Source organism: Candidatus Limimorpha sp. (genome assembly GCF_056203535.1).
Map to the genome: position 1 here is coordinate 195,783 of NZ_JBADWU010000105.1, position 16,006 is coordinate 211,788.

Annotated in this window: 16 protein-coding genes; all 16 read right to left on the minus strand. The window is 42.5% G+C overall.

The window, feature by feature from the left end:
• Positions 1 to 32: 32 nt before the first annotated feature.
• The 16 genes from AC06MN_RS13165 to aroB all read right to left on the minus strand — a co-directional run bounded on the left by AC06MN_RS13165 (position 33) and on the right by aroB (position 16,006).
• Positions 33 to 992, minus strand: coding sequence for a hypothetical protein (locus AC06MN_RS13165; protein ID WP_475672843.1), 960 nt, complete (start codon positions 990 to 992; stop codon positions 33 to 35).
• Positions 992 to 2,470, minus strand: a complete 1,479-nt coding sequence (locus AC06MN_RS13170; protein WP_475672844.1) for an ATP-binding protein — start codon at positions 2,468 to 2,470, stop codon at positions 992 to 994. Before AC06MN_RS13170 ends, AC06MN_RS13165 begins: the two co-directional genes overlap by 1 nt.
• The gene (locus tag AC06MN_RS13175) at positions 2,446 to 3,645 is read right to left on the minus strand and encodes an ATP-grasp domain-containing protein (protein WP_475672845.1); all 1,200 of its coding nucleotides are present in this window, start codon (positions 3,643 to 3,645) and stop codon (positions 2,446 to 2,448) included. The genes AC06MN_RS13170 and AC06MN_RS13175 overlap by 25 nt, the downstream gene beginning before the upstream one ends.
• A gap of 35 nt (positions 3,646 to 3,680) precedes the next feature.
• Positions 3,681 to 3,908: a DUF3791 domain-containing protein gene (locus tag AC06MN_RS13180; RefSeq protein ID WP_475672846.1), complete on the minus strand. Its 228-nt coding sequence runs from the start codon at positions 3,906 to 3,908 to the stop codon at positions 3,681 to 3,683.
• Positions 3,909 to 3,912: 4 nt separating this feature from the next.
• Complete coding sequence (locus AC06MN_RS13185; RefSeq protein ID WP_475672847.1) at positions 3,913 to 4,416, minus strand: DUF3990 domain-containing protein; 504 nt, start codon at positions 4,414 to 4,416, stop codon at positions 3,913 to 3,915.
• Entirely contained in the window at positions 4,406 to 4,642 is a 237-nt protein-coding gene (locus AC06MN_RS13190; RefSeq protein ID WP_475672848.1) for a DUF3791 domain-containing protein, read from the minus strand. Before AC06MN_RS13190 ends, AC06MN_RS13185 begins: the two co-directional genes overlap by 11 nt.
• 35 nt (positions 4,643 to 4,677) lie before the next feature.
• Positions 4,678 to 5,790 carry a DegT/DnrJ/EryC1/StrS family aminotransferase gene (locus AC06MN_RS13195; protein ID WP_475672849.1) on the minus strand — a complete coding sequence of 371 codons (1,113 nt, stop codon included), beginning with the start codon at positions 5,788 to 5,790 and terminating at the stop codon, positions 4,678 to 4,680.
• 414 nt (positions 5,791 to 6,204) lie between these two features.
• A complete protein-coding gene (locus AC06MN_RS13200) occupies positions 6,205 to 7,314 on the minus strand; it encodes an AAA family ATPase (RefSeq protein WP_475672850.1) in 1,110 nt (369 codons plus the stop codon).
• Positions 7,315 to 7,540: 226 nt separating this feature from the next.
• The gene (locus AC06MN_RS13205) at positions 7,541 to 8,383 is read right to left on the minus strand and encodes an ABC transporter permease (RefSeq protein ID WP_475672851.1); all 843 of its coding nucleotides are present in this window, start codon (positions 8,381 to 8,383) and stop codon (positions 7,541 to 7,543) included.
• Positions 8,384 to 8,385: 2 nt separating this feature from the next.
• Positions 8,386 to 9,234, minus strand: a complete 849-nt coding sequence (locus AC06MN_RS13210; RefSeq protein ID WP_475672852.1) for an ABC transporter permease — start codon at positions 9,232 to 9,234, stop codon at positions 8,386 to 8,388.
• Positions 9,235 to 9,442: 208 nt separating this feature from the next.
• Positions 9,443 to 10,564 carry a sugar transferase gene (locus tag AC06MN_RS13215; RefSeq protein ID WP_475672853.1) on the minus strand — a complete coding sequence of 374 codons (1,122 nt, stop codon included), beginning with the start codon at positions 10,562 to 10,564 and terminating at the stop codon, positions 9,443 to 9,445.
• Between the two features lie 178 nt (positions 10,565 to 10,742).
• Complete coding sequence (locus AC06MN_RS13220; protein WP_475672854.1) at positions 10,743 to 11,873, minus strand: DegT/DnrJ/EryC1/StrS family aminotransferase; 1,131 nt, start codon at positions 11,871 to 11,873, stop codon at positions 10,743 to 10,745.
• A 220-nt stretch (positions 11,874 to 12,093) separates the two neighbouring features.
• A complete protein-coding gene (locus tag AC06MN_RS13225) occupies positions 12,094 to 12,654 on the minus strand; it encodes an acyltransferase (protein WP_475672855.1) in 561 nt (186 codons plus the stop codon).
• A gap of 274 nt (positions 12,655 to 12,928) precedes the next feature.
• Positions 12,929 to 13,651 (minus strand): (Fe-S)-binding protein, encoded by a 723-nt coding sequence (locus tag AC06MN_RS13230; protein ID WP_475672856.1) that lies wholly within the window; start codon positions 13,649 to 13,651, stop codon positions 12,929 to 12,931.
• Between the two features lie 106 nt (positions 13,652 to 13,757).
• Positions 13,758 to 15,020 carry a 3-phosphoshikimate 1-carboxyvinyltransferase gene (locus AC06MN_RS13235; protein ID WP_475672857.1) on the minus strand — a complete coding sequence of 421 codons (1,263 nt, stop codon included), beginning with the start codon at positions 15,018 to 15,020 and terminating at the stop codon, positions 13,758 to 13,760.
• Positions 15,020 to 16,006, minus strand: coding sequence for a 3-dehydroquinate synthase (gene aroB, locus AC06MN_RS13240; protein ID WP_475672858.1), 987 nt, complete (start codon positions 16,004 to 16,006; stop codon positions 15,020 to 15,022). The genes AC06MN_RS13235 and aroB overlap by 1 nt, the downstream gene beginning before the upstream one ends.

Sequence of the window (16,006 nt, forward strand, 5' to 3'; positions counted from 1 at the left end):
ACCACGGGAACATTCGCCCGCAAGATTATTATTTACTTTTGAGATGCGTAAATCAATTCAATTATTCCATTCATTTCTTCTTCGCCATATCTTTGGTCACAAGGCAGAGGGAGCATATATTTCGTTAATTTGTACTCAATATCATTTTCGCCACACCATTCCTGCACATTCGGCCAATACTTAGCCACAAAAATTTTATTCTCAATCAATCTGTTTCGCAAATTGGCGTCATCTGTCAGATACGGATAAACCATCGGAACTGCATCATCAGCCAATTCGAAATGAATCTTATTCCTGCTTTTCAGCTGTCCATCAAGATGCCTGTAGTTTTCGATTCTCTTCTCTCTGCAATATTCATAGTCAATCGAACAAAGTATCTTTTCCGTCAGATTCGACATCCTTCTGATTGGATTGTTTATCAGAGAATCATCGTTTGTCCTGAAATCCTGATAGCCAAACTCAGCACCGACATCTGCACGTTTCAAAAGATGCGTCATCCTATCGTAGGATTGGTCTTGTCCAAATTCCTCATCCAATCTGCATTCCGTATAAAGATAAGCCCCATCCGCAACCCCAAAGAATTTTCTTGCCGAAAAAAAAGTGTCAATTCCTTGAATCGGCTTGGCATAAAAGGCCTGTGCATTATCTACAATCAAACAGTTTCCAAAACAATTTGCCAACATTAATACGCAATCTTGTTTCAGACCATAGTAGTTTGTGTATAAGAAGGCTTCATTTTCTTTAAGGTCTGGTAATACTACTGGTTCAAGTTTTTCATTTATTGAATAAAATTCGTATTGGACACCTAACTTATTCAAAGGTTCAAGCATCACCTCACATGTATAATAAGGAATATAAACCTTTGTATATTGCCGGGAGCGTAAAACATACTCAAAACAATTCCGTGCCGTATTCAGTCGGATGGCATCCTTGTGATAATGTTCGCCATGGCGAAGTTCTAAGCCGAAATATCCACCTATTGCCCTATCCATTATTTTCCTTTCTCTATCTCGTTAACCTGCCAGCGTCCTCCCTTATCCGGTCCTATTCGGGTAATCAGACCTTGAGATTTCAACTTGGCGATTATCTTCTCAACTCCGCGAGTGGTTATGGAAAGTTTTCCAGCAAGTTCCTGTATTGCTATTTCGGGGTTTTCCTTCATCAACCACAACACTTTCTCCGAACTTTTCTCCGAACTTTTCTCCGAACTTTCATCTTTCTGTTTCTTATCCGTAACATTCGAAGATTCATGCTCCGTTTCATCAGAATGTACAGACATTGAGGAATATGCTGTTCCGACAATCATAAAAGCAATCTGCTCATACTTGGGTGAAGGACAGCCGGCCTCCAGCAATTCACGGTACATTCTGTCAACACCCTCACCGAACTCACGGACAAATCTATGCACTTTCAAAAACTTGGCAATGATCGGATTGCGTGAGAAATGGACATACCTCATATTGTCTAAACGCACGATACTCGGCAAATTGCCTGGACTCTCCACGGCTATTCGGTCATCAAACATTTTAATCTGGATGTCAGTACCTAAAATGCTATAATCACGATGTGTTATTGCATTTATGATCAATTCTTTCCAAACGAATTCAGGATATTCCGGCTTGGTGACGAAACGGGCATCCGGTCCCAAATAGGTATGTTCACGTATTTGCGTTCCCACAAACGCAAGGCTTTTATTGACCATGTCGAGAATAGTTCCATCAAATGTCACATCTTTCATCACATTCATTTGGGCACCTGTCAAAGCTTCCGTTCCCTGATACTTTATGAAACGCACTTGCGCACGAGGAAAGAAATTTTGCGGGTTCCTGCCAAACAGCAGAATGGCAGCAGAACTTATCTTATATTCATCTCCTTCCCTGACAATCAATTTGTCGTTTTGTTCCAGATACTCCAATGGCGATTTCGGATAACCGATCATCTCGCAATACTCCTGAACAAGTTGCAAGTCAATATCATCTAATGAAGCTCCAAAAACGGATTTATTTTCATAAACCATTTCCCCCTTATCATACAGCAACTGCAACCGCTCATCAAATGTCAATTTCTTGGATTTGTCGCCAACACGATAAAAAACCTCATCTTTTTGATTCGCATGAACTTTCTGACTCTGTTGCACATTCATCAAAAGAATATGGTCAGGAGTTCCATCATGATGAGAAAACGGCAATCTTTCCACCATTACTCTTACAGTAGGCTGACAAAAGTCAAACGGAACACGTAACAACTCATTCACATGTTCCTGATGCTCGTCAACACCTTCTAACTCGCCATCATCCGAAATTCCTATAGCAACTGTTCCACCATCCGCATTAGCGAAAGCCACCACAATGACAGCCAAATCCTTCGCCGCAATTTTAATGCTCTTGCGATCAAAAGTCTGTCCTTCAACGGCATTTGCCAAATCGCATATAGTTCTTTTTCCCATTATTTCACCATTACTTTTAACCATTCCTGCTGATTTGCGAATGCTTTTTCCATCTCACCTGCATCATCAAACCTCATCACCAACGTCCCAATCGCATTGTTGGCACCTTCAAAGCCATGCACAAAATCACCTTCCTTCACCCACAAATCTGTTTCCACGATTTCAGCCGGCAAAGAGGAATCAATCTGCAATCCTGCAAACTTGCCATCTTTATCAGCATGAAGGATGGATTCCGACCAGTGGCCATTGTATGGCTTCTGTTCTATATCTTCGGGTTCTTCACCCACCATAGCTTTTGTTATGGCCGTTATCATGTCAACGCCCGTAGCATATCGCAGCATTTCGCACAAACGGTTGCCACCACCACGAGGCGTAAATTCCATAATATACGGTTTGCCATTCACTCCAATACGAGTCTCGACATTGAAGACCGCAGTTTTCATGTTGAGAAGCGTTATCAGCCGTTGCATTTCATCGGTCAAATATCGTTCTTCTTCTGCAGAAAAAGTCGACGGCCAAGAATATGCAGATGGCGTAAAAGGATTTATTGCTTTCTCGTCAAAACGCTGAGCAGAAAAACTGACAAACTTCAGCTTGCCATCTTGGGCATAGCAATCCGTATCAGAAGAACAGCCTCTTTTTTCTATAAATCCCTCAACAATAATATGTTTACCTATGGAATGTTCCATGGCATAGTCAAGAGCCTTTTGCAATTCATTTTCACTATCCACCCTGCTGCAACCTTTACTCCCTGCAGAATCTGTAGGTTTCACAATCAATGGATACGAGAACTTATTTCTACAATTCCACGCTTCCTCAACTGAGGAAAAGCCAAATGACCATGGCAAGTTAAAACCATTTTCGGCTAGAAAAGCACGGAATTTATCTTTATTTTGAAGGATAACCACACTCTCGTATGGTCCAAATGATGGCAGTCCCATTTCCTGCTGGACGTATGAAGCCGTAACAACCCCTGGGTCAACTGCAAACGACATGATGCCATCTATCTGCTTCTCTCTTGCCACCTTCAGCACAGCCTCCTTGTCAATGATGCTCACATTGACATACTCGTCACTGTATTTATGGGCAATGTTATCCGGCAGATAATCCGCCGTAATGACATAAATGCCCATCTTATGCGCAGCATCAATCACCGGCAACAAATACCGCAGACCGCCGAGAAGCATGAGTTTCTTCATCTCACAATCAATTCAATTACTTTATCCACATCCGTTCAAAGGGCACATTCTTCCGTCACAATTCCTTCGCGAATTTCCGCCAGCACATCATTCACGATATAGGTATCAGACATAAGCTGAAAACCGTATTTAGGATCATGCAGTTGCTGCCCAACATGGCTGGCATAGAAATAATGCAACGCCTTTTCTGGAGCTATCTGAAGTGTATCAGCTAATTGCATGATAATACGCGCCATTTTGCGCCACAAAATGTATTCTTTCATCGTTCTATAATTCCACCGATTCAATAAATGTGAGAAAACGATTCACAACATCCTGATGCCGAATGCAAATCTGATGTTTGAGATCGGCATTGACTAACTGTCCAATGGCTTGTTCGGCTGTTATGAAACCATCAACGTAAGCATCGACGGTAGAGATGACACTATCGTTTGCAATTCCTCCTTCAATCCAATCGTAATTCTCCCATGGCTGCTGTCCTTTCCGACTGGCAGCCACAAAGTTGAGCCATTCCAAACTGTATTCCGAGAAAACAAGTCTTTTCCATGATGTTTCCGACAAAAAGGCATCTTCGGCAAAACGATAGACGTTCAAAATCGGTTGACCATCCTTTCGGCGGCTGGCTTTCGTTTGCGCCCATGCCGTTGCCTGCTGTTTGTCGTGCGTCACATAAAAACCCGGACCAAAATCCAATTCATGGCGACCTACTTTCACCAAAGGAGTTGCAACCGAAATCACAGCACCATGATACAGTATATTGTTATCCCCCATTCTCATAATTCAAAAGAGTCTCAATCAAATCGTCAGCCACATAATCCGCACTTTGGGTGTGAAGCATATCGTAATAGCGGAACAAGCGCCCCTCAATAAGATTCTGACGTTCAAGGCGGTTCACAAGTTCTTCCGTTGACAAATTCAGTTTTTTAGCCGCATTCTCTATGGCAATGACAGCAAACAGCACTTTATCACCTTGAGGGGTTCTCTCAGTTCCTTCCATTATTGTCTTGTTTTATAATGCATTCGAAAAAGGCGTTATTTCACAATCAATTCAATTACTTTTTCCACATCTGCCTCACTTAAAGCATGATGCATAGGCAGACAAATCACCTCGTTGGCAATGCGGGTAGCCACCGGCAAGTTTTCAGGTCTTGCCGATTCCAGACCACGATAAGTCGAAAAAGTGCTAATCAAAGGATAAAAATAACGACGGCCCAATACATTGTTTTCCTTCATCCTGAAATAGAGTTCATCACGTGTCATGCCATATTGTTCTGCATCCACGAAAATCGGGAAATAGGAATAATTGTGCCGCACGCCCGGCATATCGTCAAAGAAACGGATGCCTTTTACATCACGAAGAGCTTCTCGGTAACGGATAGTCACCTGATGACGCGCTTCAATGGCAGCATCCACCTGTTTCAGGTTCAGCAAGCCGTATGCCGCCCTCAGCTCATCCATCTTGCTGTTGATGCCTGGAGCCACCACTTCGGTTTCTCCTGCAAAGCCAAAATTTTTCAAATAGTCGATACGCTGTTTCGTAGCGGCATCTTTAACGACCAAAGCCCCTCCCTCCAATGTGTTATACACTTTCGTTGCATGGAAACTCAAGGTGGACATATCGCCATTATTCAATATTGACTCACCGTTTACCTTTACCCCAAAAGCATGAGCGGCATCATATATTACTTTCAAACCATATTTATCGGCAATGGTTTGGATGCGTTCCGTATCACATGGTTTGCCGTAGCAATGCACAGGCATAATGGCAGTGGTGCGAGGCGTAATGGCGGCTTCAATCTTTTCAGGATCCATACCGCAATTGCTCGGGTCGATGTCAACAAAAACCGGTTTGATACCATTCCACCAAAGTGCGTGGGTCGTTGCCACGAAACTATAAGGCGTAGTAATCACCTCACCCGTAATGTGCAAAGCTTGCAAAGCCGTAATCAGTGGCAAAGTGCCATTGGTAAAAAGACTGATATACGGCACACCCAAATACTCCGCCAAGGCCTTTTCCAATTGTTGATGGAATTGCCCATTGTTGGTAATCCACTTGCTGTCCCAAATCTGTTTCAACATTTCGTTGAACTCATCAAGATTGGGAAGCAAAGGGGATGTGACCGTTATCTTGCCAGCAGTATTCATTTCAGTTTTTTAGTATTTATCAAAACACCTTATTCCTTCAACTCCAAAAGTTTTCCAACTCACAAGAGCATCCATTTAACATTTTAACATTTAACATTTCGGAGCGGTTAAAAAAGCCAAAAACGATTTCCCTAGTTAGGAAAAAAATTTTCTCTAGTTAGAGAAATGAAATTCCTTTGTTTTTCCATGCTACAAATTTGATGTTAAATGTTAAAACGTTAAAATGTTAAATCATCGTTTGTCATTGTCATACAACGACACCCAAACAACTAATTATCAATAATTTAAATCTATATTTTCTTCTCCAAACCACAAAATGACAAAATCAGCCGCAAACCTGCAAAAACAGCATCGTTTCATCATTTTTTCGCATTTTAGGCCAATTTTCTCAGCTCAATTTAACATTCAACAACGTCATCCGATCAGAAAACGTCTGAAAAAAGGATCTCCAATGAAGTACGACGAATCCGAACGTTCCACCAAACCCGACTCAATCAGCACGGAAAGTGATTTCTGTATGGAAGACGCACCAACCAAACGGTTGTTGGCAATGTATTCTGATGAGAAAATGTTATCGCCCGAACGCGCTATGGATTGCAAAAGACGCTTTTGCGCCGGCGAAAACCTATCAAACAACTCAAAATAATAATCGTGCTTAAGTTCAATAACCCTCGCAAAACATTCATCAATAATATCCTTTGTCACTTCATGTAAATCAGGGGTCATGTATTGCCAGATTTCGGCTGCAAGCAACTGTATGTAATATGGAATGTTATCAGCGCGGGAAATCAAGTAACGGCACATCATTTCCTCAATCACGATATCAGATGCAGCAAACTTGTCTTGAAGGAAACGACAAGTGTCCCGTTCCGGCAGCACCGATAGTTGCATGACCATAGCCGAATTATAGAATGGACGATTCTTGGCCATAAACATATCTTGCATTAAATGTGTCTTACTGCCAAGGAAGAGATAGTTAGCGGCATGCTGCAACTGTATTTTGCTCCGCATCAGGCTTTCCAATCCGAATTTATCGAATCGGCGTATTTCCTGAAATTCATCGAAAACCACAACTACCCTACGGCCATCTTGCGACATCTTTTCAGGCAATTCGAGGACTTCGGCAACAGTAGCGGACGAGATGCGTGGCTCCATAATATCAATGCTGAAATCGGCATTCCCAACAGGATCGAACGTGAGCTTAGGCCGAATGTTCCTCAGTTTGGAGACCATACCCATGAACTTTTCCTTTGCCGTCTGCTTACGATACAATGCCTGAGTAAACAATTCGACAAACGACTCCAAGGAATAGACCGGCATCATATCGAAATAAACGCAAACAATATTCTGCTTTTCCAATTCTTCCATTACCTTGAAGACCAACGAAGTCTTTCCGTAACGGCGAGGGGTCAACAGCACGATATTGTTTCCTCCCGATAAAGTCTTCACCATCCGTTCCGTTTCTTCGGTACGGTCGTAAAAATTATCGCCCTGCGCTATCGATATGTAATTAAAAGGATTCACAATTACACTATTTAGTGTTACGCCTCAAAGCGTAATCATTGTTTCTAGCACTCACTTGTCTCAAGCGGTACTGCTTGGATATGATGTTATATTCTATTGCTGTGGATATTTTATTTATTCATTTATTTTTTACAAACTTTTACGATACTCATTTCAAGAAAAACGCCTGAAAAAAAATGAATCTCAGATCAACATTTCCTTCATCGCTTCAATATATAACCCTGCATCAAATCGTATCAATAAACAGCTTCTGTTTCCTATTGAACAGCAACATTCCGACGAGGAGAAGCACCACCATAATGCCAAAACTGTAGGCCAGCCAGCCCCAGCTGAATTCTCCAGCACCCATAGCTCCATATTTGAAAGCCTCGATAATGGATGTCAAAGGATTGAGTCGCATGATGTTCTTGAGGGTTTCATTTTCAATCACGCTCATGGGATAAACAATAGGCGTAGCATACATCCACAAGGAAACGAAAACACCGAAGAAATTGTTCAAGTCACGATATTTTGTAGTCAGCGAAGTGACAATCAATCCCAAGCCCATAGCCAGACCACCCAACATAAGGACCAACACTGGGAACATGAGCAAATAGACGTTTGGAGCTACATCAACGCCTTTTATCGCATAGATAACATACACGACGATAAAAAGCATCATCTGTATTGAGAAGCGGAATAACTGCGACAACACTTGCGAAATCGGCACAATAAGCCGAGGGAAATACACCTTCCCAAACAAGCTGGAATTGGACGAAAATGTTGACGAAACCTTAGTCAGACATTGAGAAAAATAGTTCCACAAGCACTGACCCGAAAGATAGAACAGCGGCTTTGGAATGCCATCAGTTGGGATGCCCGCCACACGGCTGAAGATAATAATATATATTGCCGTTGATACGAGCGGCGAAATGAAATACCACGCGAAACCGAAGATGGTCTGTTTGAACTGCACCAGAATGTCACGCTTGATGAACAGCCATAGCAAGTATTTTTTTGCCCAAACTTCTTTCAGTTCGAGATTAAAAAGTTTATCCTTGGGTTTTATTTCGGTTGTAAAATTCTCCATAATTAAACCGTATCCATAAATGATTTTTGAGTCCTGTTGAAAACAATAATGCCAAAAGCTAACAGCACTACCATGAAAACAAAACTATAGCCCAGCCAAAGCCAACTGAAATCACCAGTGCCAAGCAAGCCATATTTCAAGGCTTCCATAATAGGAGTAACCGGGTTCAACGACATCAGCATGTGCAACTTAGGATTCGTAACCATGCTCAATGGATAAATGACTGGCGTAACATACATCCATAAACTCACCAAATGGGTAAAGACAATCTGCAAGTCTCTGTATTTTGTTGTCATTGAAGATATTACCATTCCAAATCCCGCAGCAGTAAGGGCAACCATTACGACTAATACCGGGAACAAAAGTCCAATCCAGTTGGGTGCAATCGGAGTGCCAGTTGCAACATAATAGATGTAAAAGGCAACAAAAATCAGCATTTGCACACCAAAGGCCACCAAATTAGTAGTTACGGAAACGAAAGGCATAATCATCCTTGGGAAATACACCTTGCCGAAAATATTCGAATTGGTCACAAACGAATTGGAGGTCGCTGTAAGGCAAGCCGAAAAATAGCCCCACACGGCAGGCCCCAGCAAGTAAAACAAAGCAGCAGGAACGCCATCGGTAGGAATGCCGACGATGCCGCCAAATACAGCTACCATCACTATCATCGACAAGATTGGATTGATAATCCACCAAAGTGGTCCAAGCACAGTCTGCTTATAAGCCGTCGAGATATCTCTTCTTACAAACAAGGCATAAAGGTCTCGGTAGCGCCACATCTCCTTAAAGTCAATGGCTAGCATACGGTCCTTAGGCTTAATTTCTATGTCCCATTTTTCCTCTTTCATTACCAAAAACTATGAAAAAAATTCAATTTCGTCTTTATACGGCTTCGCCTTCTGACTCACACAAGAAAGCCATAAAACACTAATATATAACCTCTTGCATTATCAGCAAGTACCAAACAAAAGCACTTTTACCCGAAAAATCGGGCGCAAAATGCAGTTTGCAAATTTACAATAAAAAAATTTGAAAAAGCAAGGAAGAAACGTTGATTTATTTTGACCTTTTCCCTTTGAATACAATGTTTCTGACAATCTTCCAGAAATAGTTCCAATCGGTGCGGAAAGGATGCTGGAGATAGGCTTCCAAATAGCGTCTCTCGCTCTCCTGAATCTCTTCAATGGTCTCCGGCATATCAACGTAATAAGGGGGCAGCATACCAGGCTTAGTCTTGATGCGCAACTGCTGGATTTCAGGCGAATAAAGACCGAAATACTGTCTGCTCAACGGACGCACCCCAACCAGTTTCATCTGACCTTTCAGGACATTCAGGAGCATGGGCAGTTCGTCGATCCAAAATTTGCGCAAAACCTTGCCCCATTCCGTGACGCGGTAATCATCGTGAAACTTGCCACCTGCATCCATACTGTTGTTATTGTAAATGTAAGTTTGAAGGAATTCCGAATAGACATACATGGTGCGGAACTTATACACATCGAAAAGCTTGCCATCCTTACCGACACGACGCAACTTAATGAAAAATCCGCAAGTATGTGGTTCTCTGCAAGGTGGACGTTTCTTCTGACCGATGACCATATAACGGTCGTGGACATACTGTTCACAAACGACATCGAAGCCACAGTAATATAGACGGCCTAATATTTCCGGACGCGGGAAGACCTTCCTCACCTTTTTCGTGCAGAAATAATAGAAACGGCGCGTCAGCCCCACCTTGGGAAATACGCGATGCCAGATAAAGTCAAAGAAATAAATGATATTTGCCAGGAAACGGGGATGTTTGCTATAAATCTGGGCACGATGCTTTTGTGCGGTATCGAAAGAACAGACGAAATAGCCATCATCGGCCAACTTTTCATTGGCCTTGCGCAGATAACGGTTCACATAGCGTATGACATTCAAATGGTCTTCCGCCAAAAGGACATGACATTTTCCATCGGGCAACGCCCATGATTTTGCAGCAAAATCATTAAGCCATTTGGAACGTTCCTCACCGCGAGGATGGAAAGCGTGGATAATCAGTTCGCACAATTCCGTTGGAGCGTGTTCGTAGTCGAAGACCGGAGCATGTTTCGTCTCAGCTGATGAAAGATATTCCATCACTTCATCGTAATTGTCGCGAATCGTCAGCTTGTTAAAACGTTCCCTGATTCCCATCTTTCAAAATTCCTTTCTTTTATTTTGCATTTACTTTTCCAATCTCCTCACGTTTTTTTTCCTACTTCCAAGGTCTACTTGGTGATGATTAAATAATAAGTTGTAATGATGCTATTGCATAAATGACAGAATATGTGTAATTTATTCTTTCACATCGTCTCATGCTATTTTTTTAGCGTTACTTCTTCAAATATTCACGCACTGCATTGCAAATCATGTCCTGATCTTTTTCAGAAAGATATGGATGTATCGGCAAAGAAAGTACAGTCTTGGCAATCCTTTCAGAGACTGGGCAAAGGTTGTCATCAGGATTCAGATATTTGAAAGCGGTCTGCTGGTGCATCGGAATCGGATAGTAAATGGCCGTCGGGATGTCCAAAGCCTTCAAAGCGGCTTGCAATCCTGCACGCTGTTCTTCACTTTCCAATTGCAAAGTATATTGTGCCCAGCTGGAATAGTAACCTTCTGGCACAACTGGCGTCTTCACCACATCTTTCAATTTTTCGGTATAACGTGCCGCAACCTTATTGACATCAACCAATTCGTAGGCCTTGAAAGCCTTCAATTTCACCAAAAGAATAGCTGCCTGAATGCTGTCAAGACGCGAATTGATACCGATACGGACATTGTCGTAACGATCGCTGCCTTTGCCATGAACATGATAAGAATCAATCAACTCCGCCCATTCAGTATTGTTGGTGAACACAGCACCGCCATCACCATAGCAACCCACAGGTTTTGCCGGGAAGAAAGAAGTCGTGGCAATATCACCGAAAGTGCAAGCCTCCCGACCTTCAATACGACCGCCAAAGCCTTGTGCGCCATCTTCCAAAACAAAAAGATTATATTTATCAGCAATCTTTCTAATCGCCTTGAAATCAGCAGGAAGGCCGAACAAATCAACAGCTATGATAACTTTTGGAGCCAGTTTGCCAGCCTTAACAGTCTGGTCGATTTTGTGTTCCAAATCAGCTATATCTATATTAAAGGTATTCTCGTCGACATCAACAAAGACTGGCGTTGCGCCCACGTTGGCAATCACTTCTGCCGAAGCAAAGAAAGTGAAACTCGGTACAAAAACCGCATCACCTTCCTTCACGCCCCAAGCCATCAAAGCGAGCAGCAACGCATCGGTGCCGCTATTGCAAGCTATGCAATGCTTCACGCCCACATATTCGGCGAAAGCCTGTTCCATTTCCTTAGTCTTCGGTCCCATGACGTATGCACTCGAAGCCACCACATCAAGAATCGCCTTGTCCATTTCGTCCTTCAAGGCTGCATATTGTGTCTTTAAATCTCTGAATTGCATTGTTTTGAGTTTTTATTAGTTATCAGTTTACAGTTATCAGTTTACAGTTATCAGTTTTCGGTCTTTAATTATCTGTTTTTTTTGTGTCAATTATGAAAACATCCAAAATCGTTCAAAAGTTCAAGATTTTTCCACTTCAAACGCCGTTTCGACAGGCTCAACGAGCAATTTTTCACTTTACACTTTAAAACTTTTCATTTTTAGACGCGGAATCGCGTCTCTACATCTTTTTCAACATTCCGTTTTCCTCGACGTAACAGCGGCCGCACCCACATTTCAGCGAAGCATCAAGGCGTTTGCCACATTCGCATACCCAGCCAATTTGACGGGCTGGCACACCAGCCATCAGCGCGTAGGGTTTCACATCCTTTGTGACCACGGCTCCGGCAGCAATCAAAGCGCTCTTTCCGACGTTGTGTCCACAAACAATCGTGCAATTTGCACCCAAAGAAGCCCCTTCACCAATCACGGTCTTGGCATAGATACAATGCACTGGAAAATGAGCACGCGGAGTTGTTACATTAGTGAAAACACAGCTTGGGCCACAAAACACATTGTCTTCAATTTCAACGCCTTCGTAAATTGAGACATTATTCTGCACACGGACACCATTTCCTATTTTCACATTATTTCCAACATTTACATTTTGACCCAAAGAACAACGTTCACCGATTACGGCTCCCGACTGAACATGGCAGAAATGCCAAATCTTCGTTCCTTTGCCAATGCTTACATTATCATCGACATAACTGCTTTCGTGAACGAAATAATCCTTTTCCATATAGATTGATTTATTATTTAAAAATTCAAAATTTAATGATTCAACTTTTTTCTTTCTGCGAAGGGTGCCTATCGCTAACGCTCGCTCTGCCCTTCGCTTCAACAAGCCGCCTTTCAGGACGGACTCGTATCCCAAACTCTCCTTTCTCCTGTTTCCTTCTTCTGGAGACCTATGAACCGTCCATCCGACAAACTCAAGGAAGCTGTTTACTCCTAACTCCTAATTCCTCACTCCTAACTTTTTCACTTCCCACTTAAACACTTTCCACTTAAACTCATTCCCAACCCGATGCCAACACCTCCGCAATGTGAATCACCTTGATTGACAATTCCTGCTTGTCGATGTACGACTTCTGGTGTGCAAGGCAACTCATGTCGGTAGAAACAATATATTCGGCTCCGGTGTTCATGGCGTTCTTAACTTTATGACTTGCCATGCCCAATGAAAGCATTTCATGATTGAGCGCAAACGACAAATCGCTTCCACAGCACATGTCGGTCTGCTTCATCTCTATAAGTTCCATGCCATTTACTTTCGAAAGCAACTGACGCGCTTCTTTTCCCAAGCCCATTCCACGCAATGCCGAACAGCTGTCGTGATAAGTCACCTTATAAGGGAACTCTGCGCCAAAATCATCATAATGCAAAACATTGACCAAGAAATCAGTCAGTTCATAGACATTACCAACCAAGCGTTTGAAATTCAAATGATTGGACGTATTGTAGAACAATTCCGGATAATGTTTCCTGATGAAATTAACACAAGAAGCAGTTGGAGCAACTATTGGACGATTGTTTGAAAAATCCGACATGAACTTATCGCCCAAAGCCTTTGCATCTTCAATAAAACCAGCATTATAGGCGAAACGTCCACAGCAAGTCTGATTGGGATTATATTCAACTTCGACACCCGCTTTGCGCAAGACTTTGACGGTTGCCAAGGCTACTTCGGGATGGAACTGGTCGATAAAGCATGGGATAAATAAGTCAACTGTCATATTACAATTTGCTAAAATTGTGCAAATTTAAATAATAATTCTATACAAAGAGAATTAAAGGATAAAAAAATTCGCAATGGGGGGGGGTGAAATCATTGATAATCAATTAATTACATAAATATAACAAGATTTCATCCCAATAATTCGGATAAGATTTAGAAACAACACTAGGGTTTTCAATCGAAAAAGAGTCGATAACAAGCACTAATGGAGCCAATGCCATCGCAATTCTATGGTCGTTATGCGAATCAAAGACAATCGGTTGAAAATGTGATAACCGTGAAGTATTTTCGAATGATGACAAAAATGCCTCATTATCTGAAAGCCGCACCAAAGTTGCGCCAATTTTCCGCAATTCCTCAGCCATCGCCGCCACCCTATCCGATTCTTTCAAAGCAAGGTTCTTTATTCCCTTAAAACTTGCCTTCAGTTTCAAGCCGGCACAAGTCGCCACAACTGCTGGAAACAGGTCAGGCGTTTCCGAAAAATCAAAGACTGGATTTCCTACTTCTAACAATTTCTTTTTCAATCGGATACCACTTTTTTCCTGAATTGCATCAACGCCCAAAAAGCGCATCATTTCGGCAATGGCGGCATCACCTTGAAGCGAATCAAAAGACAGATTTTCGAGCAACAAGTCGCAATCATCGCTCAAGGCCGCCAGCTCAAACCAATAGGAGGCGGCACTCCAATCCGCCGAGACCTTTTGCCCTGCAAACTGATAAGGCACATTATCAACAGAAATCACAGTTTTTTCCCTAAACGAATTTGCACCAGCATTTTGCATCATGGCAATAGTCATATCAATGTAAGGCAGCGAATTGAGTTGGCCCAGCAAATGCAGTTTCAAACCTTTCGGCCACATCGGAGCCGCCAACAATAAAGACGAAGCAAACTGACTGCTTTTTTCGACATTAAGGGTGACTTTACCACCTTGAATATCAACTCCTTTTATTTTCACCGGCAAACAATCATCATTTCCGAGACATTCAATCGAAGCCCCCAATTGGCGCAAGGCTGCCACCAAATCACCCATGGGACGCTGGCAAAGGCGAGGACTGCCCGTCAAAGTCCAATCACCCTGTTTTCCTGCCAAAAAAGTCATCAGAAAACGCGCCACAGTTCCCGCATCTTTGCAATCAAAAGCCGATACACCTTGGGAGAAGGAACAAAGCAGTTTTTGCAACAGTGCAGTATCATTGGCATCCGACAAATCATTGATTTCCAACGGAAATCCACCGTATGCCGCAATCATTAAGGCACGATTGCTTTCGCTTTTGCTAAACGGAAGCTTCACATTGCCTTTCACCGTTTTTTGGGCAAAAGGACATGAAATTTCAAGCGTATCATTGTCTTGGAAGTCCTTCATCAAGCAAAAAGTTTTGGACAACGTATTAAAGCCTCACGAATCATATCAGGCTCTATTTCAATATCGCGAACCGGTTTTCCAAGAGCTTCCAGCAACACAAATTGCGGCTTGCCATCGCGCGATTTCTTGTCGTGGACAAGTTTCCTCATAATATCTTCAATATCTTGCTCACCAACAATGACTTGCGCTTCGGAAAGCGACACGGGAAGTTTTCTTTCGTAGTCTCGTAAAACCATTTCATCAAGCCCCATTTTTTGCACGGACAGCCACAATGCACACCACATTCCAAGTGCCACGGCCTCGCCATGCAACAAAGGATTTTCGCCTGTAAGATAATGACTTTCAATAGCATGGCCAATAGTATGTCCAAAATTCAAGATTTTGCGTTTGCCTTGTTCAAACGGGTCGTCTGCAACAATTTTCTTCTTGATTTCGGCAGCATGATGAATGAAAGATTCATAGTTTTCCAAATCGACTTGCAGCAAATCAGGATCGGCTATGAAACCATATTTCAGCATTTCAGCAAGTCCGGAAAGGATTTCCCGTTCAGGCAAAGTACTGAGAAACATAGTATTGAGCAAAACCGCCTTAGGTTCAGCAAAAGTTCCAATCTGATTTTTGTAACCGCCGAAATCGATACCCGTTTTTCCGCCAACCGATGCATCGACCATCGCCAGCAATGTGGTCGGAATGTTGATGAAGTCAATGCCGCGCTTAAAGCATGATGCTGCAAAACCACCCATATCGGAAATCACGCCACCGCCTAAATTGACGAGCAGAGAATGACGGTCGGCATTGTGTTTCAACAGTTTATTCCAAATTCTTTGAACCGTCCGAAGATTCTTTTGCTGTTCGCCAGGCTTGATGATAATTTCGATTGCCTTGGGGCAATGCAGCCATTCGCACACTTCGGGCAACCAAAATGGCGCAATGTTTTCGTCTGTCAGGATGAAGACGGAGGAATAATCACTTAGATTGATTGCCAT

Excerpts from the sequence above, each read along its gene's own strand:
- AC06MN_RS13165 (WP_475672843.1), bottom strand. The coding sequence starts at position 992 with ATGGATAGGGCAATAGGTGGATATTTCGGCTTAGAACTTCGCCATGGC.
- AC06MN_RS13170 (WP_475672844.1), bottom strand. The coding sequence starts at position 2,470 with ATGGTTAAAAGTAATGGTGAAATAATGGGAAAAAGAACTATATGCGAT.
- AC06MN_RS13175 (WP_475672845.1), bottom strand. The coding sequence starts at position 3,645 with ATGAAGAAACTCATGCTTCTCGGCGGTCTGCGGTATTTGTTGCCGGTG.
- AC06MN_RS13180 (WP_475672846.1), bottom strand. The coding sequence starts at position 3,908 with ATGAAAGAATACATTTTGTGGCGCAAAATGGCGCGTATTATCATGCAA.
- AC06MN_RS13185 (WP_475672847.1), bottom strand. The coding sequence starts at position 4,416 with ATGGGGGATAACAATATACTGTATCATGGTGCTGTGATTTCGGTTGCA.
- AC06MN_RS13190 (WP_475672848.1), bottom strand. The coding sequence starts at position 4,642 with ATGGAAGGAACTGAGAGAACCCCTCAAGGTGATAAAGTGCTGTTTGCT.
- AC06MN_RS13195 (WP_475672849.1), bottom strand. The coding sequence starts at position 5,790 with ATGAATACTGCTGGCAAGATAACGGTCACATCCCCTTTGCTTCCCAAT.
- AC06MN_RS13205 (WP_475672851.1), bottom strand. The coding sequence starts at position 8,383 with ATGGAGAATTTTACAACCGAAATAAAACCCAAGGATAAACTTTTTAAT.
- AC06MN_RS13210 (WP_475672852.1), bottom strand. The coding sequence starts at position 9,234 with ATGAAAGAGGAAAAATGGGACATAGAAATTAAGCCTAAGGACCGTATG.
- AC06MN_RS13215 (WP_475672853.1), bottom strand. The coding sequence starts at position 10,564 with ATGGGAATCAGGGAACGTTTTAACAAGCTGACGATTCGCGACAATTAC.
- AC06MN_RS13220 (WP_475672854.1), bottom strand. The coding sequence starts at position 11,873 with ATGCAATTCAGAGATTTAAAGACACAATATGCAGCCTTGAAGGACGAA.
- AC06MN_RS13225 (WP_475672855.1), bottom strand. The coding sequence starts at position 12,654 with ATGGAAAAGGATTATTTCGTTCACGAAAGCAGTTATGTCGATGATAAT.
- AC06MN_RS13230 (WP_475672856.1), bottom strand. The coding sequence starts at position 13,651 with ATGACAGTTGACTTATTTATCCCATGCTTTATCGACCAGTTCCATCCC.
- AC06MN_RS13235 (WP_475672857.1), bottom strand. The coding sequence starts at position 15,020 with ATGAAGGACTTCCAAGACAATGATACGCTTGAAATTTCATGTCCTTTT.
- aroB (WP_475672858.1), bottom strand. The coding sequence starts at position 16,006 with ATGGCAATCAATCTAAGTGATTATTCCTCCGTCTTCATCCTGACAGAC.